The 25,515-nt window shown below is 67.5% G+C and carries 24 protein-coding genes; 5 read left to right on the top strand and 19 right to left on the bottom strand.

Annotated features, from left to right (window positions below):
• Positions 1 to 806: 806 nt before the first annotated feature.
• The 17 genes from RKE25_RS06385 to flgB form a co-directional block, all read right to left on the bottom strand.
• Positions 807 to 2,198: a sigma-54 dependent transcriptional regulator gene (locus RKE25_RS06385; protein ID WP_311842347.1), complete on the bottom strand. Its 1,392-nt coding sequence runs from the start codon at positions 2,196 to 2,198 to the stop codon at positions 807 to 809.
• Between the two features lie 400 nt (positions 2,199 to 2,598).
• Positions 2,599 to 3,162, bottom strand: a complete 564-nt coding sequence (locus tag RKE25_RS06380) for a PilZ domain-containing protein (protein ID WP_311841417.1) — start codon at positions 3,160 to 3,162, stop codon at positions 2,599 to 2,601.
• Between the two features lie 126 nt (positions 3,163 to 3,288).
• On the bottom strand, positions 3,289 to 3,570 hold the full coding sequence (locus RKE25_RS06375) for a flagellar protein FliT (protein ID WP_311841416.1): 282 nt from the start codon (positions 3,568 to 3,570) through the stop codon (positions 3,289 to 3,291).
• Positions 3,567 to 3,983, bottom strand: a complete 417-nt coding sequence (gene fliS / locus RKE25_RS06370; protein WP_311841415.1) for a flagellar export chaperone FliS — start codon at positions 3,981 to 3,983, stop codon at positions 3,567 to 3,569. Before fliS ends, RKE25_RS06375 begins: the two co-directional genes overlap by 4 nt.
• Before the next feature lie 15 nt (positions 3,984 to 3,998).
• A complete protein-coding gene (gene fliD / locus RKE25_RS06365; protein ID WP_311841414.1) occupies positions 3,999 to 5,393 on the bottom strand; it encodes a flagellar filament capping protein FliD in 1,395 nt (464 codons plus the stop codon).
• A gap of 65 nt (positions 5,394 to 5,458) precedes the next feature.
• A complete protein-coding gene (locus RKE25_RS06360) occupies positions 5,459 to 6,595 on the bottom strand; it encodes a flagellin (protein ID WP_311841413.1) in 1,137 nt (378 codons plus the stop codon).
• A 220-nt stretch (positions 6,596 to 6,815) separates the two neighbouring features.
• Positions 6,816 to 8,006, bottom strand: coding sequence for a flagellar hook-associated protein FlgL (gene flgL / locus RKE25_RS06355; RefSeq protein WP_311841412.1), 1,191 nt, complete (start codon positions 8,004 to 8,006; stop codon positions 6,816 to 6,818).
• Positions 8,007 to 8,017: 11 nt separating this feature from the next.
• Positions 8,018 to 9,895 carry a flagellar hook-associated protein FlgK gene (gene flgK / locus RKE25_RS06350; RefSeq protein ID WP_311841411.1) on the bottom strand — a complete coding sequence of 626 codons (1,878 nt, stop codon included), beginning with the start codon at positions 9,893 to 9,895 and terminating at the stop codon, positions 8,018 to 8,020.
• A 62-nt stretch (positions 9,896 to 9,957) separates the two neighbouring features.
• Positions 9,958 to 10,923 (bottom strand): flagellar assembly peptidoglycan hydrolase FlgJ, encoded by a 966-nt coding sequence (gene flgJ / locus RKE25_RS06345; protein WP_311841410.1) that lies wholly within the window; start codon positions 10,921 to 10,923, stop codon positions 9,958 to 9,960.
• A gap of 1 nt (position 10,924) precedes the next feature.
• Complete coding sequence (locus RKE25_RS06340) at positions 10,925 to 12,031, bottom strand: flagellar basal body P-ring protein FlgI (protein WP_311841409.1); 1,107 nt, start codon at positions 12,029 to 12,031, stop codon at positions 10,925 to 10,927.
• A gap of 466 nt (positions 12,032 to 12,497) precedes the next feature.
• Positions 12,498 to 13,184 (bottom strand): flagellar basal body L-ring protein FlgH, encoded by a 687-nt coding sequence (gene flgH / locus RKE25_RS06335; protein ID WP_311841408.1) that lies wholly within the window; start codon positions 13,182 to 13,184, stop codon positions 12,498 to 12,500.
• Positions 13,185 to 13,192: 8 nt separating this feature from the next.
• A complete protein-coding gene (flgG, locus tag RKE25_RS06330) occupies positions 13,193 to 13,978 on the bottom strand; it encodes a flagellar basal-body rod protein FlgG (RefSeq protein WP_311841407.1) in 786 nt (261 codons plus the stop codon).
• Between the two features lie 47 nt (positions 13,979 to 14,025).
• Positions 14,026 to 14,766, bottom strand: a complete 741-nt coding sequence (gene flgF, locus RKE25_RS06325) for a flagellar basal-body rod protein FlgF (RefSeq protein ID WP_311841406.1) — start codon at positions 14,764 to 14,766, stop codon at positions 14,026 to 14,028.
• A 128-nt stretch (positions 14,767 to 14,894) separates the two neighbouring features.
• Positions 14,895 to 16,115 carry a flagellar hook protein FlgE gene (flgE, locus tag RKE25_RS06320; RefSeq protein ID WP_311841405.1) on the bottom strand — a complete coding sequence of 407 codons (1,221 nt, stop codon included), beginning with the start codon at positions 16,113 to 16,115 and terminating at the stop codon, positions 14,895 to 14,897.
• A gap of 51 nt (positions 16,116 to 16,166) precedes the next feature.
• The gene (locus tag RKE25_RS06315) at positions 16,167 to 16,817 is read right to left on the bottom strand and encodes a flagellar hook capping FlgD N-terminal domain-containing protein (protein WP_311841404.1); all 651 of its coding nucleotides are present in this window, start codon (positions 16,815 to 16,817) and stop codon (positions 16,167 to 16,169) included.
• Between the two features lie 15 nt (positions 16,818 to 16,832).
• On the bottom strand, positions 16,833 to 17,252 hold the full coding sequence (gene flgC, locus RKE25_RS06310) for a flagellar basal body rod protein FlgC (RefSeq protein ID WP_311841403.1): 420 nt from the start codon (positions 17,250 to 17,252) through the stop codon (positions 16,833 to 16,835).
• Positions 17,252 to 17,650, bottom strand: coding sequence for a flagellar basal body rod protein FlgB (gene flgB / locus RKE25_RS06305; protein WP_311841402.1), 399 nt, complete (start codon positions 17,648 to 17,650; stop codon positions 17,252 to 17,254). Before flgB ends, flgC begins: the two co-directional genes overlap by 1 nt.
• Positions 17,651 to 18,381: 731 nt before the next feature.
• Between flgB and RKE25_RS06300 the strand changes: the two genes are divergently transcribed.
• The 5 genes from RKE25_RS06300 (at position 18,382) to RKE25_RS06280 (ending at position 22,572) form a co-directional block, all read left to right on the top strand.
• The gene (locus RKE25_RS06300) at positions 18,382 to 19,692 is read left to right on the top strand and encodes a methyl-accepting chemotaxis protein (RefSeq protein ID WP_311841401.1); all 1,311 of its coding nucleotides are present in this window, start codon (positions 18,382 to 18,384) and stop codon (positions 19,690 to 19,692) included.
• The gene (gene flgA / locus RKE25_RS06295) at positions 19,689 to 20,381 is read left to right on the top strand and encodes a flagellar basal body P-ring formation chaperone FlgA (RefSeq protein ID WP_311841400.1); all 693 of its coding nucleotides are present in this window, start codon (positions 19,689 to 19,691) and stop codon (positions 20,379 to 20,381) included. Before RKE25_RS06300 ends, flgA begins: the two co-directional genes overlap by 4 nt.
• 79 nt (positions 20,382 to 20,460) lie before the next feature.
• On the top strand, positions 20,461 to 20,772 hold the full coding sequence (flgM, locus tag RKE25_RS06290; RefSeq protein ID WP_311841399.1) for a flagellar biosynthesis anti-sigma factor FlgM: 312 nt from the start codon (positions 20,461 to 20,463) through the stop codon (positions 20,770 to 20,772).
• A complete protein-coding gene (locus RKE25_RS06285; protein WP_311841398.1) occupies positions 20,769 to 21,212 on the top strand; it encodes a flagellar protein FlgN in 444 nt (147 codons plus the stop codon). The genes flgM and RKE25_RS06285 overlap by 4 nt, the downstream gene beginning before the upstream one ends.
• Positions 21,213 to 21,303: 91 nt before the next feature.
• Entirely contained in the window at positions 21,304 to 22,572 is a 1,269-nt protein-coding gene (locus RKE25_RS06280) for an HDOD domain-containing protein (protein WP_311841397.1), read from the top strand.
• Positions 22,573 to 23,115: 543 nt separating this feature from the next.
• On the opposite strand, the gene glpK is transcribed toward RKE25_RS06280, so the two are convergent.
• Entirely contained in the window at positions 23,116 to 24,615 is a 1,500-nt protein-coding gene (gene glpK / locus RKE25_RS06275) for a glycerol kinase GlpK (protein WP_311841396.1), read from the bottom strand.
• A gap of 16 nt (positions 24,616 to 24,631) precedes the next feature.
• Positions 24,632 to 25,480, bottom strand: a complete 849-nt coding sequence (locus RKE25_RS06270; RefSeq protein WP_311841395.1) for an MIP/aquaporin family protein — start codon at positions 25,478 to 25,480, stop codon at positions 24,632 to 24,634.
• Between the last annotated feature and the right edge of the window lie 35 nt (positions 25,481 to 25,515).

The raw sequence follows: 25,515 nt of genomic DNA, 5'->3' as shown, positions 1-25,515 counted from the left end.
CGTGGAGGGGACTTCGAGGCGCCGAAGCGGAGAGGAGGGGGAGCGGTACGTGTGCTTTTTGCTTCTCGCGATAGCACCCCACTTCTCCTTCTCCCCGCCGGGGAGAAGGCGGGATGAGGGGCGGGTGCTCGCGGGAGCGTGGCTAGAGCGGAAGTGGCTTTAAAAGTCGAAGCAAAAACTATGTACGCGCGGCTTGCTGCGAGAGGAAGTGCGAAGGCGTGGCAGAAGCTGGGTTCTCTGAGCAGCGGACAGTAGGCATGAAGAACGAACAAAATCCCCGCTCCGTAGGTCCCCTCACCCCGCCCTCTCCCCGGAGGGGAGAGGGAGAAGTGCGCTGCTATCGCTAGAACACCAAGAGCCGACGCTACGCTCCCCGTCCTCTCCGCCACGGCGCCTCGACGTCCCCTCCACGTACCTCAGTACCCCTTCGAGTCGCGCGGTCCAGCAAAGTAAATAAACACACCGTGCTCTGCCAACCCCCGCCGCGAGCCTTTGACTTCAGGCCATTTCTCTTTGGTTACTTTCTCTCGAGCCCCCCCTTGAGGGGGTTGGGCCAGCAAAGAGAAAGTAACTCGGGCGCCGGCAGGCGTCCGACATGCCCGCTGCATAAGCGGCCAGGTCGCCGAACCACGGCTTAGTGCAAACCACAAAGAACCAACCCCACAGCCGGAAGGCATCAATACACCCGCCGCATAAGCGGCCAGATCACCGAACCACGGCTTAGTGCCAACACCACACCAAACCCCACCACAAACAAAAATCTGCGCGGAGAAAAGGGCCAAAATCCCCGCGCAGCGGAATCCCACTCAAGGCACCTGCAACCCCGCCTGCAACCCATACTTCCGCAACTTCTCCACCAACGTTGTCCGCTGCATCCGCAACAACTTCGCCGCGTGCGCGACCACCCCACCCGTCGCATCCAGCGCCTGGCGGATCAGCCCCACCTCGATATCGGACAGGTGATCCTTCAAATCCAGCCCGCCCTCCGGCAGCACCGCTGGTGACGATACCTCGTGGGCCACGGAGGCCGCCGCCGGGATCGGCGCGCGGCCTTCCATCACCGCCAGCAGGGCGGCACCCGTCACTTCCTCGCCGGCCGGCACGCCGCGGTACTTCTCCGGCAGGTCGCTCGCGCGCACCTCGCAGGAGGGATACAGGATCGCCATGCGCTCCACCAGATTGCACAGCTCGCGCACGTTGCCCGGCCAGCTGTGGCCGCGCAGCGCGTTCATGGCACTGGCGCTAAAGCGCACGCCGCTCAGGCCGCGGCGCAGCAGGCGCTGGTTGAACTCGGCGATCAACTCCGGCAGGTCTTCCAGGTGCTCGCGCAGCGGCGGCATCTCCAGCGGGAACACGCTGAGGCGGTAATACAGGTCTTCACGGAAACGGCCGTCGGCGATGGCCTGTTCCAGGTTGCGGTGCGTGGCCGCGATGATGCGCACGTCGCAGCGCTGAGTGCGGTTGCCGCCGACGCGCTCGAACACACGCTCCTGCAGCACGCGCAGCAGCTTCACCTGCATCGGCAGGCTCATGTCGCCGATCTCGTCGAGGAACAGCGTGCCGCCTTCGGCGAGTTCGAATCGGCCCTTGCGTGCGCTGATCGCACCGGTGAACGCGCCCTTCTCATGGCCGAACAGTTCGCTTTCCAGCAACTCGGCCGGAATGGCGCCGCAGTTGATCGCGATGAACGGCTTGTCGCGACGCTGCGAGGATTCGTGAATGGCACGCGCCACCATCTCCTTGCCGGTACCGGATTCGCCAAGTACCAGCACGGTCGAGTCGAACGGCGCGACCTGGCGGATCAGCGCGTTCACGCGGCCGAGCGCATTGGAGCCGCCGACGATGCGATGCACCGCCGAACCGGCGTTCATGGCCTTGAAACCGAGCCTGGCCGGGCTGGCGAGGCGACGCAGCGCGTCGAGCATCTGCTCGTAGCGCAGCGGGAAGGACAACAGCTCCACCGCGCGGTTGCGCGACCCCGGCAGCGCGCCGGGCAGCTGCGCGGCGAGCGGCGAATCGGCCGCCACCAACAGCGGAAGATGCAGCGCCTGTTCGCCCAGCGTGTCGAGCTGGCGCTGGAAGTCGTCGAGGTCCACCACGTCGCCGATATAGATCGCGCACCAGTCCTTGTCACCGTCCAGCACGTCGCTCCCGGCGAGGTGCGGTCGATACCCCAGAAACTGCAGCGCCGACCCCATGGTTTCCGCCCGGGCGGCATCCGCTTCGATGACCAGTATGTCGATGTCTTGGACTTCGTTTTGCACGCAAACCCCCTCACTCGTTCTGCTGCTTCGCCGGAGCGTCAACGGTCCGTCGCTGACGCCTCATGGCCATACGCAAGATCGGGGCCAACGCCGTGGCAGGTCCATGACGCGTGCCATGGACGAGGTCGGTTTTCCGACTCCGGGCGTATCCGCGGGGCGGCCTGGCGACGTCGACGAGGTGACTTAAACCGTTGAGAGGCCGGCGCTAAGTGAACGGAAGCTGACGCATTCCGTGGCGCGGGCTGGCGCACATGCCAAGTGTCAGACGCGTCAAAAACTGAACTCGGAACTTCGCAGTTTTGTGAGATGCATCACACTGACAAACCGAGCCCATTCACGTTGTTGGCACGTGACCCTGACGCGTGACTGCCACTCTGCGTCGGTGATGACGAAAAACCAGACGCTCCAGGTCTTCACGGAGCGCCTCGGAGATGGTTTCAAACGTGACAAATACGCGGCCATTGGGCAATCGCCGCTCCACGCTGGCGGGCAGCTCCAGCGGCAGGCTGGGACAGCCGTCCAGACGGATGCGCAGCAGCAAGGCCGCACCGGCCGGCGCCAGCTCGGGCGGCAGCAGCGCGCCGACGGCGTTGAAGCGCAGGGGATGGCGGGGGCGCGTCAGTGCGTCGGGAATCAGCACGCGGTTGATGATGTGGACCAGGGCCGTGAGCTTGGCATCCAGCCGCGCCATTTCCAGCACGATGGGATCGTCATCATCGGGCAGGTCGGCCGCCCGCTCCTCCAGCGCATCCAGCATGCCCAGCGCCGACAGATTCCGCTCGATGTAGCCGGCGGCCACGCGTCCGTCCAGCGGAAGGACCAGGGGTTCGGACTCGACCAGCCAGTCGCCGTCGCAGGCGAGCCGTTGCTGAAATTCATCCCAGGCGCTGGCATTCATGGCGGTCTCCTGAGGGGCGGGCGGGACGGAGCATAGCGAATCGGACGCGAGGACTGGCGGGCGCTGAGCGCGCGGACGCCGGCCTGGACGCCGGCGATCGGCGTCGCCGCCTTCTGCAGTGCGGGATCAGCCGCGCAGATAGGCGGCGATGGCGTGCGACCGCCCCTGCGCTGCCTGCCATTCCTGCGCCGCCTTGTCGCGTTCGCGCGCGACGACTTCGCAGAGCTGGCGGTTGCAATCGATCAGCGTGCCGAGCACGGCTTCGTCGCCGGGCCCGGCGGGCGGTGCCAGTTCGAGCAGCCGCTCGCGTTCGTCCTGCAGGCGCGCGAGCGCTTCCCAATCGCCCTCCCCGGCCGCGGCCAGCATGGCGCGGCTCAGTCCCACTGCCTGTTCCAGGCGGAGGTTCATGGCGCGGCCGCCGGGCGCGCAGGCTGGCGCGCATCGAGCGGGATGCGTACCCAGGCGTCGCGCAAGGTCTGGAGCAGATCCGCGACTTCGTCCAGCGCGCGCGGATCGTTATGCAGATTGGCGTGCAGCAGGCGATGCCCCATGTAGTCGTAGAGCGCGCCGAGCTGGCCGACCAGCGGCGATTCCACCTTGGGGTCGAGGCTGCCGCGCAGTTCGCTGACAATGTCCATGCAGCGAGAGATCAGCTCGCCCTTGGCGGCCGTCTCGCCGCGCAGCATGTGTCCGCGCGCTTTGGTGAGGCGTTCGATCGCGCCGTCCATCAGCATGGTGATCAGCCCGTGCGCATCGGCGGTTTCCACCGCGCCGTGCGAGCGGACCTGCTGGTAGGCGCCAGCGCCGTATCCGAAACCCATCGTCTGGCTCCTCGCTTATTTCTTGCTGTTGTTGAGCGCGTCGAACTGCTGCGTCAAGTAGCTGCTGGTGTTGTTGAGCTTGGTCAGCATCGTGTCCAGCGCGGTGAACTGCTTGGTGTAGCGCGTGGTGAGCGCATCCATGCTGGCGTTGAGGCTGTCCTGCCGGGCACTGAGGTCTTTCAGCTGCTGGTTGAGATTGTTGGTGCGCGTGGTCAGCACGCCGCTGGACGCGGTCCAGTCGGAAAGCGGGCTGTTGAGCTTGGTGGCCAGCCCGTTGTCGCCGGCGAAGATGCCGCTCACGTTGGCGCTGCCGCTGCTCAACGCCGTGCTGAGCGCACCGCTGTCGAGCTTCAGGGTGCCGTCCACCTGCAGCGTGATGCCAATCGAGTTGAGCATCGCGCCGTTGCCGCCCGGGCCGCTCATGATGGTCGACAGCGTGCTCTTGATCGTATTGAGCGTGGCGTCGCCGATCAGCGCACCGGTATTGGTGCCGCTCGGGTCGTAGGCGGTGAGCGACTGATAGACGCCCACGAAGTTGTTATAGGCCGTGACCAGGTTGCTGACGGCGGTCGACGCCGCGGTGTTGTCGCTGCTCACCGTCAGCGTGGCCGTGCCCTGCTTCCACAGGTTCAGCGTGATGCCGTCGATGGCGCCGGTCACCGTATTGCTGGCGCTGGTCGCGGCCATGCCGTCGATGGTGAATTTGGCGTCCTGCGCGGCATTGACCACCGTCATGCCATTGCTGCTGGAAGCCGGGTCGTAGTTGAGCTTGGCCAGGCCGCCGTCGCCGCCGCTGCTGCTCACCGTGAACGCGTTGGCCTGGCCGGTCGCGGTGCTGCTGAGCACCAGATGCGCGCCGTCCGTGCCGGTCACGATGGTGGCGGTGAAGCCGGGGTTGTTGCTGTTCTTGTTGATCGCATCGCGGATCTGCGCCAGCGACGAACCGTCGCTGCCGACGTCGATGCTCATCGACTTGCCGCCCACCGCGATGGTGAGCGTGCCGGTGCCGACGGCAGCGTCGCTGCTGGCGACTGCGCCGGACTGCACCTTCAATGCCGTGGCGAGCTGGGTGACGTTGAGGTTGTAACTGCCGTTCACCGCCGCCGTGGTCGAGGTCACGCTGAACACGCTGGCATCGCTGGTCGCGGCCTTGCGGGTCTGGAAAGCGGTGCCGTCGCTCAGGCTCTTCAAGGCGGTCTGCAGCGCGGAAAGCGCCGAGCTGACCTGCCCCAGCGCGGAGATCTGCGTCTTCGCCGTGCTGGTCTGGGAGTCGATCTGGTCCTGCTGCGGTTTCTTGCGGGCCGCCACCAGCTGGCTGACCAGGCCGTTCACGTCCAATCCCGAACCGATGCCGGCGGCGGTGAGGGTGCCGCCCGTGGAAGAGGTGGTGGAAGAGGTCGTGATCGCCATGGTGTTTCGCAGTCCTTAGGGAAGAAGGACGGCCGCGCTGGTGGCGCGGCCGTCCGTGGTCACGGTTACTGCAGCAGCTTGAGCACGCTCTGCTGGCTGGAGTTGGCCTGGGCCAGCACCGACACGCCGGCCTGCTGCAGGATGTTCGCGCTGGACATGTTCGCGGTCTCCGAGGCGAAGTCGGCATCCTGGATCTGGCTGCGCGACGACGACAGGTTCTGCGAAATGGTCTGCAGGTTGGAGATGGTGGACTCGAAGCGGTTCTGCACCGCGCCGAGGTTGGAACGCAGGTCGCTCACCGCCTGCAGGGCGGAGTCGACGCGGCGGATGGCGTCGTTGGCGCCGGACACCGTGGACACCGAGGCGTCCGACAGGTGCTTGGCGTCGAGGGCATGCGTGGCCTTGTCGGCCGCGGCGAAGCCCAGGGCGGTGGCGCCGGAGGCGTCGACGTCGGCGCCGAACGCGGCGACCGAAATCGTGCCGGTGGCATCGGCCGAGGCCTGCGCGTCCACGCCCGCGTCCTTGAAGCCGGCGTTAAGGGCGTTGGTCACGTCCGTCGCGCTGTTGAACACGGTGCCGCTCTTCAGCGTGATGTTCGAGGTACCGATCTTCACCGTCTGGTCGGCGGCAAGGGTCAGCGGATAGGTCGGAGCCGTGCCGCTGGCGGTCACCGCGGCGGTGTCGACCTGGCCGACCTGGTTGGTCTTCATGCCGACGCTGAAGTCGACGCTGATGGTCTCGCCGACGTTGGCGCCGACCTGGAAGGACACCGTGCCGGCGCTGCCGTCCAGCACCTTGGTGCCGTTGAAGTTGGTCTGCTGCGCGATACGGGTCACTTCGGCCAGACGCTGCTGCACTTCCTTGTCGAGCGCGGCGCGGTCGGTGGTCGAGTTGGAGCCGGTGGCCGACTGCACGGCCAGCTCGCGGATGCGCTGCAGGTTGTTGGTCACTTCGTCCAGGGCGGACTCGGTGGTCTGCGCCATCGAGATACCGTCGTTGGCGTTGCGGACCGCCTGGTTCAGGCCGTTGATCTGCGTGGTGAAGCGGGTGGAGATGGCGAGGCCGGCAGCATCGTCCTTCGCGCTGTTGATACGCATGCCAGACGACAGACGCTCGATCGCCGTGCTCAGCTTGCTCTGCGTCTTGGCCAGGTTGTTCTGGGCATTCAGCGAGCTGATGTTGGTGGTGACGCTCATGACCATGGGAATTCACTCCGTATCGGGTCTTCAAGCCGACGATGGGCCGGCGATTGTGGTCTCAGCGGGATTCCTGCTGGAACATCGCCGCCTCAGTCACTGTTTCGGCCCGGGCTGGAAGAACTTGAGAGCTCATGAGTAGTAAGGGGTTTTCCTGTGACGGCGCTCGCGAAAGGCCGCTCCGCGCCTTCTCCGGGCGACGGGCCGGTCAAGCCCTTCGCCCCATTCACCTCAGATAATCGAACAGAGTCGAGCCCTGCACCTTGGTATACGTCATCTGAGCTGCCTGCAGCGCGGTGTTCTGCAGATTGAGCTTGCTGATGGCGTCGTAGTAATCGAGGTCCTGCACGTCCGACAGCGAGGTCTGGTACTGCAGCGAGAGGTCGCCGTTGAGCGATTGCTGCTGGTCCAGCGCATTCATGCGCCCGCCGATGGCCGCGCGCGTCTGCGTCAGCGTGCCGATCGCCTGGTCGAGATTGGAGAACTGCTGGTTGAGCGTGTTGCGCATCGCGGTGCCGCCGCCCACGGTGTGCAGCGCATCGATGATGTTGCCCAGCGTGGTGAAGATGTCCTGCTTGCCCGAAGGCCCGACGCTGAAGCTGTCGCCCGCCGCGGGCGTGCCGCTGACCGCGATCTGCACGCCGCGGAAAGCCACCACGGCATTGCCGTCGTTGGCGTAGGAGCCGCTGCTTACCACATTGTTGCCGGCATCGCCCACTTCGTAGGCCGTGGGCGAGGTGAAGGCGATGGTGTAGCTGCCGTTGTCCCATTGGGTGCGATCGGTGACGCTGAGGGTGCCGGCCACCGCGGTGCCGGTATTGCCCGCGCCGGCGGACACCTGGAAGGTGCCGTTGCCGGCGGGGATGTTCATGAACACGGCCGAACCCGGGTCGCCGGTGGCCACCTGCATGCCGGGGCCCGCGGCGACCATGCGCTGGCCGTCGTCGCCGGCGTAGACCACAGTGCCGCCCTGCATCGCGAACGGCTGCGCGCCGACCTGGTTGCCGGCGAACAGGAAGTCGCCGTTGCCGTCCTTGCCGTTGGCCAGGCCCATCAGCTGGGTGCGGATCTGGGTCAGCTCGGCGGCGATGTCGGCGCGGGTCTCGTCGGTCTGGCTGCCGTTGATGGCCTGCAGCGTCAGGGTGCGCACGCGGGTCAACGCGTCCGAGGACGTCGACAGGGCCTGGTCCTCCAGGCCGAGGCGCGCATTGGCCGCAGTGATGTTGCGCTGGTACTGCGCCACGTCCGCGGTCATGTGCGACAACTCGAGCGCGCGCGCCGCGCCGACCGGATCGTCCGAAGGCTGGTTGATGCGCTTGCCGCTATTGATGCGGTTCTGCAGGTCCGACAGATTGGCCTGCCCGTCGAGCATGCTGTTGACCGACTGCTGTGCCATCCAGCTGGTGGAGATTCTCATCGTTCGAACCCTCAATTCTGCACGGCGCTGAGCAGCGCGTTGAAGATCTGGCTGGCGGTGGAAATCACCTGCGCGGAGGCCTGATAGGCCTGCTGGTAACGCACCAGGCTGGCCGCCTCCTCGTCGATGTTCACGCCCGACACGCCCTGCTGGGACTGCAGCGCCTGCTGGTACACGGCGTTCTGCGTGCTCAGCGCGTCCTTCGCCAGCGAACCGGCGCTGCCGACCTGGCTGGTCAGCAGGCCATAGGCGCGACCCACGCTAGTGGCGCCGTTGTCGAGCACGCCGAGGTTGGCGACCTTGCCCAGGGCCAGCGCGTTGGCATTGTCGCCGCGCGCATTGGCGTTGGCCTTCAGCGTGAAACTGTCGTTCGCCGCCGGCGTGCCGTTGAGCGTCAGGCTCCAGCCATTGGCGCTGATCGGCTGGCCCGGCGTGTAGGTCTGCGCCGCGCCGCCATTGATCGTGTAGGTAGTCGGCGAGGTGAACACGATGCTGGCCGTGCCGAGCAGAGCCGCGTTCGACGGATCGGCGACCGCGATGCCGCCGACGCTGGCGGTGCCTTTGTTGGCCGAGCCGGCCGAGGCGACCAGCGGCGCGGCCGCCGCGATCTTGTTCGGGTCGGTGATGGCTACGCCGAAGCCGGCCGCGGCCTGCGCGGTCGGCTGGATCTGGAAGCTGTCGCCCGCGCTCGCCGTACCGCCGACGACCAGGCTCAGGCCGTCGGCCTTGAACGGATCGGCCGCGGTGCCGGTACCGCTCATCGGCACGGCGTTGCCGGCCGTATCGCGCAGGCTCCAGGCGCTGCCGTCGTAGCGCAGCACGTAGTCCTTGGTGGTCAACGCGCCGACGTCGGAGATGCCGGCACTCACCGTGCCGCTGCCCTGGTTGGCGGAGCTGGTCAGTACGCGCGGCGCGCCGACGTTGAAGAAGGTGCCGCCCATCGCGCCGTTGAGGTCCATGCCCTGCGCATGCTGGGCATTGAAGGCGCTGGCCATCGCCACCGCGGCACGGCCGAGCTGGTTCTGTGCCGGATCGAGCACGTTGCTGCGGAAGTCCAGCAGCGCGCCGAGCGAGCCGCCGCCGACCTGGCCGGTCAGCACGATGCCGCTGTCCTTGCCGGTGATCTCCATCCGGGTCGGGTCGTAGGCATTGGGCGCCGTGGCGAGCTGGTAGCTGTTGGCGCCGTTGACCAGGGCCTGGCCGTTGCCGACGAAGATGCTCACCGTGTGGTCGTCCTGCTGCACCACGGTGGCGCCCACTTCACCGGAGAGCTTCTTGATCAGCGCGTCGCGCTGGTCCAGCAGGTCGGACGGTTCGCTCTTGCCACTGGCATATGCCGTGCGGATCTGCTCGTTGAGCTTGGCGATGGACGCGCTGTCGCTGTTGATCGAATCGACCGTGTCGCTGATCTGCCGCTGCACCTGACCGCTAAGCTGATTGAACTGGCTGGACAGCGCCTGGAAGGTGCTGCTCAGCGCGCCGGCACGGGCCAGCAGCACGCCGCGCGCGGAGGAATCGGCCGGCGCATTGGCGACGTCGCCGAGCGCACCGTAGAACGCATCCAGCGAGGTCTGCAGGTTGGTGCTGCCGGAAAGCTGGTTGTTGATCTGCGAAGTGAGGCTCTGGTACGTCGCCGCGCGGCTCTGGTCCGACGAGGCGGTCCACAGTGCCGTGTTGAGGTACTGGCTATAGGCACGCTGCACTGCGACCGTGTTCACGCCGGTGCCCACGTAGAAGTTCGCCAGTTGCTGCGCCGGGCGCGCGACGAACTGCACGGTCTGCCGGCTATAGCCGTCGGTGTTGACGTTGGCCACGTTGTGGCTGACGGTGCTGAGGCCGATCTGCGAGGCCAGCAGGCCCGAGACGCCGGTGGAAAGCAGGTCAGCCATGGATGGCGGTCCTCGTGTCGGTGCGGTTCATGGGATGCGGTTCATGCAGAGCGGGGGGCACGTCATGGCAACTGTGACGGCAAGCCGTCGTCCGACTTGAGCGCGGCCAGCGCCTCCAGACCCTTGCGCATCTCCGGGCTGTTGGCGATGGCTTCGAGCTTGGCCGCATAGGCCGGGTCCGTGGCGTAGCCGCCGTGGGCCAGGGCCTTGGCGAAGCCGCGGATGTCTTCGCCCTTGCCGATCGCACCGGCGTAGCGCGGGTTGTTCGCCAGCACGTCGGCGTAGTCGGCGAAGGAATCGCCCGGCGAACCGTAGGCGCGGAACTGGTCGCGCCGCCGCACGGCGACGCCGCCTTCGTATTCGAGCGTGGGCACGCTGACCTTGTCACCGCCCCAGCTTCCGCCGGCCTTCATGCCGAACAGGTTGTTGCTGGTGCTGCCGTCGTGGTGCGCGGGCAGATGCTTGCCCCAGCCGGTCTCCAGCGCAGCCTGGGCCAGCAGGGCGCGCACGGACACGCCGAGCTTCTGCGCCGCCGCCTGCGCGTGCGGTGCCAACGCCTGCACGAAGTTCACCGCATCGCCCGTACCAGGCATCCACTCGGCCACCTTGCCGGCCGCCGTGGCCGCGCCATGCGCAAGCTTGTCCAGCGTGCTCTGCCAGGAGGAGGAGGCATCCGTCGCGGCATCGGGCGCGGACGAGGCGTCCTTGCCGCCGAGCTGCCGCATCAGCATCTGCGCGATGCCCAGGCCGTGGCCGCCATTGGACAGGCTCAGCGACAGCTGGTGATCGAGCAGGTCGCGATAGGCGTCGCCTGCCTCGCTGTCGCCCACGCCGCCGCCGAAGCCGGCTTCGCGCATGGACTTGAGCATCATCTGGGTGAAGATCGACTCGAACTGCTTGGCAACCGCCGGCAACGCGGATTTGGCGTCGCCCTGCGCCTGCGAGCGCAGTTGCTGGAAGCCCGAGAGTTCGGTCCAGGTATTCAGTGCGCCCGTCGCCGCGCCCACGATGCCGTCGCCCGCCGCCATGTCAGATCACCACCAGTTCCGCGTGCAGCGCGCCCGCCTGCTTGAGCGCCTGCAGGATCGAAATGAGATCGGTCGGTGTGGCGCCGACCTGGTTCACCGCGCGCACGATCGCGTCCAGGCTCACGCCGGGGCCGAACTTGAACATGTGCGCACCGTCCTCGCTGACCTGCACGGTGCTGCTCGGCACCACGGCGGTCTGGCCGCCGCGGCTGAAGGGCGCCGGCTGGCTCACCTGCGGCTGCTCGCTGATGGTCACCTGGATGGAACCGTGCGCTACCGCCGCGGCACTGACTTTCACTTCCGAGCCGATCACTACCGTGCCCGTGCGCGAGTTGACCACCACGCGCGCCGGCGCATCGCCGGGCTGCACGTCCAGCGACTGGATCATCCCCAGCCAGGACACGCGCTGCGCCGGGTCGGCCGGCCCGCGCACCGCCACCGAACCGCCATCCACCGCCTGCGCGGTACCGGCACCGTACGCGCGGTTGACCGCTTCGGCGATGCGCGCGGCGGTGGTGAAGTCCGGTGTGTTGAGGTTGAGCATCAGATCGCCGCCCTGCGCGAACGAGGACGCGACACTGCGCTCCACCGTCGCGCCGTTCGGCACGCGGCCGCTGGCGGAGATGTTCACCTGCACGCTGGAACCGCTCTTGCCCTGCGCGCTGATGCCACCCACCACCACGCTGCCCTGCGCCATCGCGTAGACGTTGCCGTCCGCGCCGCGCAACGGCGTCATCAGCAGCTCGCCGCCGCGGATGCTCTTGGCGTTGCCGATCGAAGCGACCGTCACATCGATGGTCTGGCCCGGCTTGGCGAACGGCGGCAGCTCGGCGGTGATCGTCACCGCCGCCGCGTTCTTCAACTGCGGCCGCACATTGGCCGGCACGGTGATGCCGAACTGCTGCAGCATGTTCTCCAGACTCTGCGTGGTGAACGGCGCCTGCGTGGTCTGGTCGCCGCTGCCATCCAGGCCCACGACCAGGCCATAGCCGATCAGCTGATTCGTTCGCACGCCGGCGACCTGCGCGAGGTCGCGGATCTTGTCGGCATGGGCGGGGGCGCTGGCGAACAGCCATAAGAGAAGGAAGATCAAGACGCGAGAGCGCATATGAGTTACCCGTGACGTCTGGAAACGCGAGGAGCACTCCCTCTCCCCTCCGGGGAGAGGGTCGGGGTGAGGGGCCGGGCGGAGCGAGAGATTGAAGGCTTGCCAAGAGGCCGCCCGTGAACAGCGCGCGCGAACAAGCGCCTTCGCGAGCACCCACCCCTCATCCCGCCTTCTCCCCGGAGGGGAGAAGGAGAAGTGAAGTACTGCGGCGAGAAAGAACAACCGCAACGCTCAACGTGCGAGCTTTTGCTCTTCCCGGGTTCCCTTCGCGGCGGTGAGGGCTGGACGATCAGGCCGCCGAAGGCGGGCGGGGACAGGGATGTCCCCGCCTTTTCGATCAGGGCAGGATGCCCTTTCTCTTGGTTACTTCTGTTTGGGCAAGCAAAGAGAAGTAACTCGCTCTCCGGCAGGAGAGCGAAACCCTCGCCCCCCAGGGGCGAGACACGCGAGAGCGAACCCGCAACCATCAGAACGGCATCCACTTCGAACTGAAGAACCGCGACAGCCACCCCTGCGTATTCGCATCCGCCAACGTCCCCCGCCCCGTATACGCAATACGCGCATCCGCCACCCGCGTCGAAGGCACGCTGTTGTCCTGCCCGATGTCCTGCGGCCGCACGATGCCTGAGATGCGCACCAGCTCCTGGCCCTGGTTGATGGTCAGCCACTTCTCGCCGCGCACCAGCAGGTTGCCGTTGGAAAGCCGCTGCGCCACGGTCACCGTGATCGAACCGGTCAGCTGATTGCTCTGGCTGCTGTTGCCGCTGCCGTCGAAGCTGCGGTCGCCGCTGGTGCCGAAGCTCACGTCCGTGCCGCCGATGCTGACCGGGCGGCCCAGGATGGTCGGAGCGGCAAGGTCGCTCTTGTCCTTCTTGCTGGTGCTGGTCGAGGCTTTCTTGCTTGCCTGCGTGCTCTCCACCAGCGCGATGGTGAGGATGTCGCCCACGCGGTGCGCGCGCGGGTCGTTGAACAGCTCCATGTTCCGGTCTTCGTGGTAGATCGCGCCGTCGGCGGGCGGCGCGGCCACCGGCTCCTGCGGCGGCGTGGCCGCCCAGGCGGCCTCGTCGTTGCGCGGCATCGGCATCGCGCAGCCGGCCAGCTGCACCAGCAGGAACGGCACGGCACACAGGCGCAGGAAACGGAGTGTCGACATGGCCGTGCTCAGGTCTTGTTGGTGAGGAACTGCAGCATCGAGTCCGCGGCGGAGATCGCCTTGGAATTCATCTCGTAGGTGCGCTGCGTTTCGATCATGTCCACCATCTGCTCGACCACGTTGACGTTCGAGCTTTCCAGCGAACCCTGCGCCACCGTGCCCAGGCCGTTGAGGCCGGGCTGGCCGATCTGCGGCGCGCCGCTGGAGGCGGTTTCCAGATAGAGGTTGTCGCCGCTCGGCTGCAGGCCGGCGGGGTTGATGAAGTCGGCCAGCTGGAGGGTGCCGATCTGCTGCGGCGCGGCCTGCCCCGGCAGCTTCGCGCTCACCGTGCCGTCGGTGCCGATGGTCACGCTCTGCGCGTTCTGCGGGATCACGATGGCCGGGTCCAGCGCGTAGCCGGAGGCGGTGACGATCTGGCCGTTCTGGTCCAGGTGCATCGAACCGTCGCGGGTGTAGGCCACGGTGCCGTCGGGCATGGTCACCTGCAGGAAGCCGCGACCCTCGATGGCCAGGTCCAGCGAATTGCCGGTCTGTTGCAGGTTGCCCTGGGTGAACAGCTTCTCGCTGCCGACCACGCGCACGCCGGTGCCCAGCATCAGGCCGGACGGCGCCTGCGTCTGCTCGGTGGTCTGGCCGCCGGGCTGGCGCACGTTCTGGTACATCAGGTCCTGGAACGAGGCGCGCGAGCTCTTGAAGCCAGTGGTGTTGGCGTTGGCCAGATTGTTGGAAACTACGTCCATGCGCGTCTGCTGCGCATCCAGACCGGTCTTGGCGACCCACAGGGAAGAGAACATGCTTGGCACTCCGCGCAGCGCCGGGGCGCTGCTCAAGAAAGTTGGAATCAGGTGACCTGCAGCAGGCGCGTGGCCGACTGCGCGTTGTCGTCAGCGGTGCGGATGGCGCGCACCTGCAGCTCGTACTGGCGCGACAGCTGGATCATCTGCACCAGCGTCTGCGATGGATTGACGTTGCTCGATTCGAGCGCGCCGGATTTCACCGTCACCGCCGGATCGGCCTGCGCCACGCCGCCGCCCGCCAGATGCATCAGGCCGTCCTCGCCCAGCTGCAGCTGGTCTGGCGCGGGATTGACCAGCTTCAGCTTGCCGATCACCGACGACGTATCCGGCCCCTGCCCCTTCGGCACCACCGAGACGGTGCCGTCGGCGCCAATGCTGATCTGCGTGGCATCCGGTACCGTGATCGGCCCGCCGTCGCCCATCACCGGGTTGCCGCGCATGTCGGTGAGCACGCCGTCGGCGTCGAGCTGCAGCTGGCCGGCACGCGTATAGCCTTCGCCGCCATCGGCGGTCTGCACCGCCAGCCAGCCGTCGCCTTGCACCGCCACGTCGAGCGCGCGCCCGGTATCGGTCTGCGCACCGCTGCGCAGGTCCCAGCCGGTGCCCTGCGCCACGCCGTTGATGCGCGAGCCCAGTCCCTGCCCCTGCACCGGCAGCGGCTGGAACGCGGACATCTGCGCCTTGAAGCCGACCGTGTCGGCGTTCGCCAGGTTGTGCGCCACTTCGGTCTGCGCCCGCATCATTTGCGTGGCGCCGGTCATGGCTACGTAGATCGAGCGGTCCATGGGAAGTCTCGCTGGATGGAAAGCCGGCTTTGCGTGCCGTTACGGCTGTCGCCGCAACGGCACGACATTGCTCACTGGATCCCGACACTTGCCCCCTTGGGGTTCGCCGGGATGACGCGTTATGCGCGTCAGTTGCGGATGTTGATGATGGTCTGGGTGAGCTTGTCGTCGGTGGAGATCACCTGCGCGTTCGCCTGGTAGTTGCGCTGCGCCTTGATCATGTTCACCAGCTGTGCGGTGAGGTCGGCGGTGTTGGACGCTTCCAGCGCGCCGGACTGCACGTTGCCGAAGGTGCCGTTACCCGCCGCACCCATCACGGGCGTGCCGGAGTCGTACGAGGCCGCCCAGTTGGTGTTGTCGAGCTGGCGCAGCCCCTGCGGGTTGGCGAAGTTCGCCAGCGCCAGCTGGCCCAGCGCCTGCGACTGGCCGTTGGAGTACTTGGCCTGCACCACGCCGTCGCTGGACACATCGATACTCGCCAGCGTGCCGGTCGGGTAACCGTCCTGGCTGATCGAGGTGACCGCATAGTTGTTGCCGAACTGGGTGGCCTTGGTCACGTCCAGGGTGAGCTGCATCGGGTCTGCGCCCGGACTCGCACTGATCGCGGGGAAGGTCAGCTTGCCTCCCGCCGGCGTCGCCAGCGCACCGGTGCTGGTGAAGCTCAGCTGCTGCACGGCGCCGGTGTCCTGGCCGTCGACGAACAGATGCGCGTCCCAGGTGTTGGCCGCGGCGTTGCGTACGAAGTACACCGTGCCATTGTGGGTGGCGCCCAGCGAGTCGTATGCAGTGAACGGCGTGGCCTGGTTGTAACTGGTGGCGTCCTTCGGATCGAAGGCATTGGTCGGCGGCGTGGCATCGGACGGCAGGTTCAGCGCGAGCTGCACATTACTGGTGGCCTTGGCCGCATTCTGCGAAGTGATCAGCCGCAGGTCCGTCATGGTGCTGGTGTCGAAGCCGCCGGCGTTGTTCGGCGGGAAGACCTGCAGGTTCTGGCCCGCGGCGTTGGTGACGTAGCCGTTGGGGTCCTGGCGGAAGGCGCCGGCGCGTGTATACGACAGGCCCTTGCCGTCCTTCACGGTGAAGAAGCCGTCGCCGCTGATGGCGAAGTCCAGGCTGTTGTTGGTGTTCTCGATATTGCCGGCGGTGAACTGCTGCGCCACATTGGTGAGGCGCACGCCGCTGCCGACCTGGGTGGAGCTGAGGTTCTTGCCGGCCACGCTGTAGAGCTCGGCGAATTCGGCGCGCGAGCCCTTGAAGCCGGTAGTGGAAGTGTTGGCGATGTTGTTGGCGGTGACTTCGAGATCCGACGACGCCGCCTTCAGCCCGCTCAGTGCGATGTTGAATGCCATGCTGCTGCTCCCCTGTGGAGGCTAGATGAGCGGGCCCCGGCCCGCGATGACTCAGTCGATGCGCGCGACCTGCGCAAGCAGGACGCCGCCGAAACCGTTGACCTGCAGATACGCGCCCTGCTCGCCGGCCATGCCCACGCTGGCCACCTTGCCGGTGACGTAGGTCTGCACGGCGGTCGTGCCTACTTGCGCCTTGATGCCGTAGGCGCCTTCCGGCAACGCCTGGCCGTGCTCGTCCTTGCCGTCCCAATGGAAGTCGGCGAGCCCCGCGTCCGGCGTACCCAGGCTGATCGTGCGCACCACGTTGCCGGCGCTATCGACGATCTGCACCGCCGCGGTCTGCCCGCCGGTGGTGACATTGATCGCGCCATCGATGCCGGCGGTGCCTTCGAGCTTGACCGCATTGGACGGCACGGTGACGTCGCGCCCCACCAGGTCGCTGGCCTGCAGCAGCTGGTTGCCCTGCAGCGCGGTGCTGAGGCTGTCGAACGAGGTCTGCAGCGATTGCGTCGCCGATACCTGCGCGATCTGCGCCAGCTGGCTGACCATCTGCGACGAGTCCATCGGCTGGGTCGGGTCCTGGTTGCGCATCTGCTGCGTGAGCAGGCTGAGGAAATCCGCCTGGCTCAGCGTGCTGCTCTTGCTGCCCTGCACCGCCTGCGAGGCGGCGGAATTCGTGTTGTTGATCGCGATGTCGGCCATGTTCCGCTCGATGGTTTACTTGCCGAGGTCCAGCGTCTTCTGCATGAGCTGGCGTGTGCTGTTCATTACCTCGACGTTGTTCTGGTACGAACGCGAGGCGGAAATCATGTTGACCAGCTCGTCCACCGGATTGACGTTGCTGGCGTAGACGTAGCCGTCGCCGTCGGCGAGCGGATTGCCCGGCTCGTAGCGGCTCTCGATGGCGGCCTGGCTCTCGGTGACGCCGAGCACCTGCACGCCTTGCGTGCCTTCCTCGCCCTTGGCCGCGAGGTTGCGCTGCACGGTGGCGAAGAGCGGTTCCTTGGCGCGGTAGGCGGCGTCCGGCGAACTGGCCACGCTATCGGCGTTGGCGAGGTTGCTGGCCACGGTGTTGAGCCGCAGTGACTGCGCGGCCATGCCGGAGCCGGCGACGTCGAAAATCTTGAAGAGCGACATCAGCCCTGGCCTCCGGTGATGGCGGTGCGCAGCATGCGGATCTGCGCGGTGATGAAGGAAAGGCTGGCCTGGTAGTGCACGCTGTTGGCGGCGAAGTTCGCCTGCTCGACCTGCGTGTCGACCGTGTTGCCATCCATCGTGGGTTGCAGCGGCACGCGATAGGCGAGCGTGTCGTTCGCCTGCACGGCAGGATCGATATGCCCCGCCGCCGTCGCCGCCATCGGCAACTTCCCGTCCCCACCGGCCTCGGCCAGCGCCTTGCGGAAATCCACGTCGCGCGCGAGGTAGTCCGGCGTATCCGCGTTCGCCAGATTTCCGGCGATCACCTCCGCACGCCGCTGCCACAGACCCAGCGCCTGCGCATGCATGCCGAACAGCTTGTCGTTGATCTGGCTCATGACCCTCGAAACTCCACGCGGGAAGTCCGCGGGGGTCATGTGGCAAAACGCGTGCCAGGGTGGGGCGAAGCGTTGTGGGGCTTGGGTTTGCGGTGCGCGGCGCGGAGCGCTTCCGGAAGGGGAGTCGGAATTCTGACGCGGTTTTTATGGCTGGCGTCGCGCGGTTCTTAAGGCCGCGAGCAGCATTAGAGATGTATGGGCGAGCACCCGCCCCTCATCCCGCCTTCTCCCCGGAGGGGAGAAGGAGAAGTGCGGTACCGCGGCAGGCACAGCTAGTGCGAGCTTTTGCTCTTCGCTTTTGATCTGCCGGGTTCCCTTCGCGGCGGTGAGGGCTGGACGATCAGGCCGCCGCAGGCGGGCGGGGACAGGGATGTCCCCGCCTTTTCGATCAGGGCAGGGATGCCCGATCGAAAAGCCCGGCCAGCCCTCAACGCACCCGCAGCAGCGAAGGCTGCGGAGGGCGCCGCGCAGGGGGCCCTTCTTCTTGGTTACTTCTTCTCGTGGTCCCCCTTGAGGGGATGGGCAAGCAAGAAGAAGTAACTCGCTCTCCGGCAGGAGAGCGAAACCCTCGCCCCGCGAGGGGCGAGACAAGGCTGGCCACAAGGCGACCGTAGGGCGCGAGCCCCGACGACACCGCCACTCCCAGGTGGCACACCCCTTGCTTCCTCAAGTTCCGCGCCATCCCGACCGATGACAACGCAACACCCGTAAACCCAAGGACCACCCCACCCATGCCCCTGATCCCGAGCAAACCCCTCGCCGCACTCGCGCAGGCCGCCGCCGACGGCGACGCTCGTCAGGTCGAGCAAATCTCGCGCCGCCACCCGCGCCTGGCGCAGGCCCTCGCACCGCTGCTGGCGCGCCTCGCGCCGCGCGAGCCGGCCGCCGTCGCGTTGCAGGCAGTGGAACAGCAAAGCCTGGTGATGGGCAGCGCCCAGACCCTGCTGCGTGCTCAGGACGCCCTGCACAAGGCCACGGGCGAGGCGCGCGACAGCGTCGGCCGCTTGACGGAGCAAGGTGCCGGGATCTCGACGGCGCTGCAGCAGGCCGCCGGCGACGTGACGCAGGCCTGCGCCCACAACCGCCACGGCGCCGATACTGTGACCGAGCTGGACGGCCAGCTGCGCCTGCTGCGCAGCGCGCTGTCGGCCATGAACCGCAACCAGAGCAAGCTCGCCGAACAAGTCGCGCAGATCCGCAAGCTCACCTCGACCGTGCAGGAGATCGCGCACCAGACCAACCTGGTCGCGCTCAATGCCGCCATCGAGGCAGCCCGCGCCGGCGAGGCCGGCCGCGGTTTCGCCATCGTGGCCGACGAAGTGAAGCAGCTGGCCGAGAAGACCACGCAGGCCACCGACGAGATCGAGGCGGTGACCGCCACCATCGGCGAGTTCTCGCAGCAGTTGGACGGCGACGTGCGCCAGGGCGTGCAGCGCCTGGAGCGGGCCCAGGACCGCATCGATCTCACCACGCGGACCCTGGGCATCGAGGGCGAATCGCTGCAGGCTATCGCCGCGCGCGTGCGCGCCGTACAACAGGGTTGCGACGCGCAGAACGCGCGCATCGCCGCCGCGCAAGCCACACTGGGCGCGCTGCAACGCCGCAGCAGCGAGGCGATCCGCCAATCCGAATCGCTGGACCGCGCCGCAGTGCTCTCTCATCGGCTGTGCCTGGCCTGGCTGGATCATGCCGATACCCCGTCCGTCGCCAGTCTCAGCCTGAGCCTGCGCGAGTCCATCCAGGGCCTGCGCCAGGCCATGGAGCTGGCCCTGCATGAACCCGCCGCGCTGGACCGCCGCTGGTTCGACACCGCCGCGCTCAACCACGCCCTCGCCCGGCTGGGCGAGCAGCACGCGGGGCATCCGGCCACCGGCGCGCTGCTCGAAGCGGGGCAGCGCCTGTCCGAGCACGCCGACAGCTTCGTGCGGCTGCTCGGCGAGGGGCAGACCGACCAGGCCGCGCAGCTGCCCGACCGGGTCGAGCGCGAGCGCGAATCCATCCACCAGCAGCTCGGCCAGCTGCTGGCCCAGGCCGACGCGTGAGCCGACGCCGGCCACCATGGCTGCTGATGCTGCTGCCGCTGCTCGCGGCGGCGGCAGCGCCTGCCGAGCCGGCGGACGGGCCGCGGCGCGTCGCCGAACAATGGCTGCTCCAGCATTTCAGCCAGCCGGGCAACCGGGTGGTCGCCGCGGCGGATCCCGCGGGCGGACGGACCCAGCCACCGGCCTGTCCGCAGGCCTGGCAGGCGGCCCTGCCCGATGGCGCACGCGCCGCGCCGCGCATGAGCGTGGAAGTGCGCTGTCCGGCCACCGGCTGGCGGATGCAGGTGCCGGTGCGGCTCCAGCTATTCCGTACCGTGCTGGTGGCGAACAAGCCCCTGCAGCGCGGCGACGGCGTGACCGCCGCCGACGTGCGCGGCGAGGAGCGCGACGTGACGCGGCTGGGCTACGGCTATGTCGACGGCCTGGACCAGGTCGCCGGACGCCTGCTGTCGCGCCCGCTCGGCGCGGGCGCGGTGCTGGCGCCGGCCGCGTTCGGCGGGCGCCAGACCGTGCGTGCGGGCGACCGCGTGCAGCTGATCGCCCGCCTGGACGGCATCGAGGTGCGCGCCTCCGGCGTCGCGCTCGGGGGCGGCGATACCGGCGCCCGCCTGCGCGTGCGCAATGACAGTTCCGGCCGCGCCGTCGATGCCGTGGTGCTGGACCCCGGCGTGGTGGAAGCCCTGCCATGACCCGCACCGACGCCGCTAAAGTTCACCCGCCCGCCGCCGATAAACGGCCTGAAGGGTCGACAAACCCCTAGGACACGCCATGAACACGACGATCACCTCCAACGGCTTGCCGGTGCTTCCCCAGGCCAAGGGCAACCAGAGCGCCCCGGCCCAGCAGAACCAGCCGGCGACCGAGACCGCCCCGGCGGCCAAAGCGGACGACAGCGTGAAGCTCACCGATTCGGCACGCGCCCTGGCCGCCGCCGCGCAGGGCGACCAGGCTCCGGCCATCGACACCAAGCGCGTGGAGCAGATCCGCCAGGCGCTGGCCGATGGCAGCTACCGCGTCGACGCCGGCAAGATCGCCGACCGCCTGCTCTCCCTGGAAGGCCAGATCAGCGGCAAGCCATGAGCAAGGACCTCCGCCACGAGATGGCCGACGCGCTGGACGCCGTGATCGGCGACATGCGCGAGGAGGTGTCGCGGCTGGCCGACGCGCTCGCCGCCGAACGCGGCGCGCTCGAACGAGCCGACCCCGACGCCCTGCATCTCGCCGGCGGAGCCAAGCAGACCCACCTGGAGCGCCTGGAACAGCTGGACGCGGAACGCCAGCAGCTGTCGCGAGAACTCGCCGCTACCACGCCCGCGCAGCGCGCGGCCTGGGAAGGCGTCGTGGCGGCGCTGGCCGAATGCCAGCGCGCCAACCAATCCAACGGACAGATCGTCGGGCAGCGCCTGCGCCAGGTACGGCAGGCCCTCGCGGTGCTGACCGGCGGCACCGATGCGGGCGTGTACGGCCCGGGCGGAACGCTGCGCATCGATCACCGCTCGCTGTCCCTGGCGGAAGCGTGAGCCTGATCGTGTCGAACTGAGGACCCGCCGCGCGCGGCGGGCGAATTCACCGGATCCGCGCCGTGCGGGTCCATCGCTGGCCGACGTGTCCATGACCGATACCGCTGTAGAAGCCGCCCAAGCCGCTGCCCTCGCCGGCACCGCCGCCAGCTCCCCGCTGCCGGTCGTGCGTATTCCCATGCTCGACCGCGACCGCCAGCTGATGGCGTACGAGCTGTTGCTGCAGGAGGACGGCGAAGACGAGCACGCGCACGGTCATCGCCTGCTCTCGACCATCATCGACGGCTCGGTCACGCAATGGGCGCGCGGCAACCGCGTGTTCCTGCGCCTGCCCCGCGAGCTGGTCCTGGAGCAGGCCGACCAGGTGCTGCGCCATCCGCGCATCGGCCTGGTAGTGTCGCCGGCGGCAATCCACGACGTGCTGCTGCTCGAGCGCCTGCGCCAGCTGTCGGCGCGCGGCTGCGCGCTGCTGCTGGATCTGGAAGGCGTTTCGAGCGACGCGCCGGCCGACGAAGATCTGCGCCTGCTGCTGGACCTGGCGCGCTACGTGCGCCTGGACGCCAGCCGCCTGGACGAAGCCGCGTTGCGCGAGCGCTGCGAGGCGCTGCATGCGCGCGGCCTGCACGTGGTCGCCGGCCACGTGAACGATCACGACACCTGCAACCGCTGCATGGGCCTGCCGTTCGCCGGCATCCAGGGTCCCTATCTGCTGCGGCCGGAGAAGGTGGACATGCCGGTGCTGACCGCCAACCGCCTCAGCGTGCTGCGCCTGCTGCGCGCGCTGGAGGAGGAAGGCAACGGCCCGGTGGAGCTCGGCCAGATCATCCGCAACGATGTGATCCTCAGCTACAAGCTGCTGGGCTGCGTGAACTCGGCTTATTTCGCGCTGCCGCGGCAGCTGAAGTCGGTGGAGCAGGCGGCGATCTTCTTCGGCCTCACGCGCATGCGCAACTGGATCAGCACGATGGCGCTCAGCGGCATGGACGACCGTCCGCCGGAGCTGCTGCGCGCAGCGCTGATCCGCGCGCACATGTGCGAGCAGCTGGCCCAGCACATGTCGCGCGAGCAGCGGGAGATGGCGTTCACCACCGGCCTGTTCTCCTTGCTGGAAAGCCTGATGTGCGCGCCGATGGAATTGCTGCTTCAGCATTTGCCGCTTGCACCGGATATCCGCGCGGCGCTGCTGGACCAGCAGGGTCCGTTCGCCGCGCTGCTCGAGCAGGTGCAGCGCTGGGAGGCGGGCGAGCTGCGCGGGGGCGAGGCGTCGCCGCAGCATATCCGGCGGATGGCGGCGGCTTATCTGGAGGCGATCCGGTGGGCGGATCATGTGCATTCGTTTGCGGAGCAGAAGCCGCATTGAGCGCGGGCGTGTCGTAGGTTGGGGTGTGCTTGCGAACCCCAACGGGTGCTAAAGGTCGCCTCGTCCTCTTCATGTCGGCTCATGGCCAGCCATGTCTCGCCCCGTGCGGGGCGAGGGTTTCGCTCTCCTGCCGGAGAGCGAGTTACTTCTTCTTTGCTTGCCCAATCCCCTCAAGGGGGACCTCGAGAAGAAGTAACCAAGAAGAAAGGGCCCTCTGCGCGGCGCCCTCCGCAGCCTTCGCTGCTCCGGGTGCGTTGAGGGCTGGCCGGGCTTTTCGATCGGGCATCCCTGCCCGAATCGAAAAGGCGGGGACGTCCTGTCCCCGCCCGCCTTTGACGGCCTGATCGTCCAGCCCTCACCGCCGCGAAGGGAACCCGGGAGAGCAAAAGCAAAGAGCAAAAGCTCGCGCTAGCTGTGCTTGCCTCGGTATTCACTTCTCCTTCTCCCCTCCGGGGAGAAGGCGGGATGAGGGGCGGGTGCTTGCGAAAACGCTGCTAGATCGAGCGCCGCATCAATTCGAGCGGACAGCAGACACCCAGCCGATCAATCCGGCACAAACTCCATCGTCGCCCTCACCGCCTTCTTCCACCCGCCATAAAGCTTCTCGCGCTTTTCTCTCGGCATCGACGGCTTGAATTCGCGGTCCACCGCCCAGCGCATGGCGATTTCATCGCGGTTTTTCCAGAAACCCACCGCCAAGCCTGCGAGGTACGCGGCGCCCTGTGCAGTCGTTTCCTGCACCTTGGGCCGCAGTAAAGTCACGTCCAGGATGTCCGCCTGGAACTGGGCCATGAAATCGTTGGCGATCGCGCCGCCATCGGCGCGCAGTTCCTTCAGTTGGATGCCGGCGTCGCTCTGCATCGCTTCCAGTACGTCGCGGGTCTGGTAAGCCATCGACTCCAGCGCCGCGCGAATGAATTGTTCCTTCGTGGTGCCGCGCGACAGGCCGAACACGGCGCCGCGCACGTCACTGCGCCAGTACGGCGCGCCCAGGCCGACGAAGGCCGGCACGAAGTAGACACCATCGTTGTCGCGTGCGCGTTCGGCGTACTCCTGCGAATCGCTCGCCTTGCCGAGCATGCGCAGGCCGTCGCGCAGCCACTGGATCACCGAACCGGCGACGAAGATGCTGCCTTCGAGCGCGTACTCGACCTTGCCGTCGATGCCCCAGGCGATGGTAGTGAGCAGGCCATTCTTCGACGGCACAGCCTTCTCGCCGGTGTTCATCAGCATGAAGCAGCCCGTGCCATAGGTGTTCTTCGCCAGGCCCGGTTCGAAGCAGGCCTGGCCGAACAGCGCCGCCTGCTGGTCGCCGGCGATGCCGGCGACGGGCACTTCGCGGCCGAAGAAATGCTTGGGCAGGGTCTGGCCGTAGATCTCACTGGAGGATTTCACCTCCGGCAGCACCTCGCGCGGGATGTCGAGCATCTGCAGCAGCTCGTCATCCCATTGCCGCCGATAGATGTCGTAGAGCAGGGTGCGCGAGGCGTTGGTGTAATCGGTGACGTGCGCCTTGCCGCCAGTGAGGTTCCAGATCAGCCAGGTATCGATGGTGCCGAACAGCAGCTCGCCGCGCCGCGCGCGCTCCTGTGCGCCATCGACGTGGTCGAGGATCCAGCGCACCTTGGTGCCGGAGAAGTACGCGTCGATCAGCAGGCCGGTCTTGCCGCGCACCAGCTCGTCATAGCCTTCCTGCTTCAGCCGCTCGCAGATGTCGGCGGTCTGGCGCGATTGCCAGACGATGGCGTTGTGGACCGGCTGGCCGGTGGCCTTGTCCCACACCACCGTGGTCTCGCGCTGGTTGGTGATGCCGATGCCGGCGATGCGCGCCGGGTCCACGCCGGCCTGGTTGATCACCTCGGTCATGGTCACCAGCACGCTGGTCATGATCTCGCGCGGGTTGTGCTCCACCCAGCCCGGTTGCGGGAATACCTGCGGGAACTCGCGCTGCGCCGTGCCGACGATGCAGCCGTCATGGTCGAACAGGATGGCGCGCGAGCTGGTCGTGCCCTGGTCGATCGCCAGGATGTAGGTCTTGTCCATGCTTTCCTTGCCTCGCTCAGGCCGAAGGGCGGGAAGAAGAAACCGGCTTGCCTTCCGCAGCGGCCTCGCGCGCCGCTTCCAGTTCGCGCAGGCGGGCCGGCAGGAACGGATGCACCAGCAACTGGTATGCGCCGGCGCCGACCACGCCGCCGATCAGCGGGCCGACGATGGGCACCCACCAGTAGTTGTCGGGCGACGGCAGCGCAGAACGGCCCCAGCCCGCGAAGAAGGCGAACAGCCGCGGGCCGAAGTCACGCGCGGGGTTGATCGCCCAGGCTTCGAGGTAACCCATCGAAGCGCCGATGGTGGCCACCAGCAGGCCGATCATCAGCGCACCGGAATTGGCGCCGGGCGCCATTTCGTTGAAGCGCTCGGTGATGGCGAAGATGCCGAACAACAGGAAGGCGGTGAGGATCACCTGGTCGAGCAGCGCATGCATCGGCGTGATCGCCAGGCCAGGATGGGTGAAGAAGACACCCGCCGCGCCACCGGCCTCGCGGGTCAGGCCATGAGTCTGGTTGTAGTGGTCAATCACCGGGCCGAACAGCACATACACGATCGAAGCGCCGAGGAAGGCCCCGATCAGCTGCGCGATGGTGTACGGCACGACCTTCTTCCATGGAAAGCCGCGGAACAGGGCCAGCGCCAATGTCACGGCCGGATTGGCATGCGTGCCGGAGACCGAGGCGGTCGCATAGATGGCGATGGTCACCGCCAGGCCCCAGGCGATGCACACGCCCCAGTACGCGTTCTGGTAGGGGCTGGGGTCGTACAGCACATACATGCACGCCACCGAGTCGCCCAGGCCGATGATGATGAACATCGCCAGCGCTTCCGAAATCAGTTCACCGATCGATTGCCGCATTCACCGCTCTCCTTGGATACGCCGGAATGTCCTTC

Origin of the sequence: Dyella sp. BiH032 (assembly GCF_031954525.1) — a bacterium.
GTDB lineage: Bacteria > Pseudomonadota > Gammaproteobacteria > Xanthomonadales > Rhodanobacteraceae > Dyella_D.
Note: the sequence above shows the minus strand (reverse complement) of the source record. Positions and strands in the feature narration are given on the sequence as shown.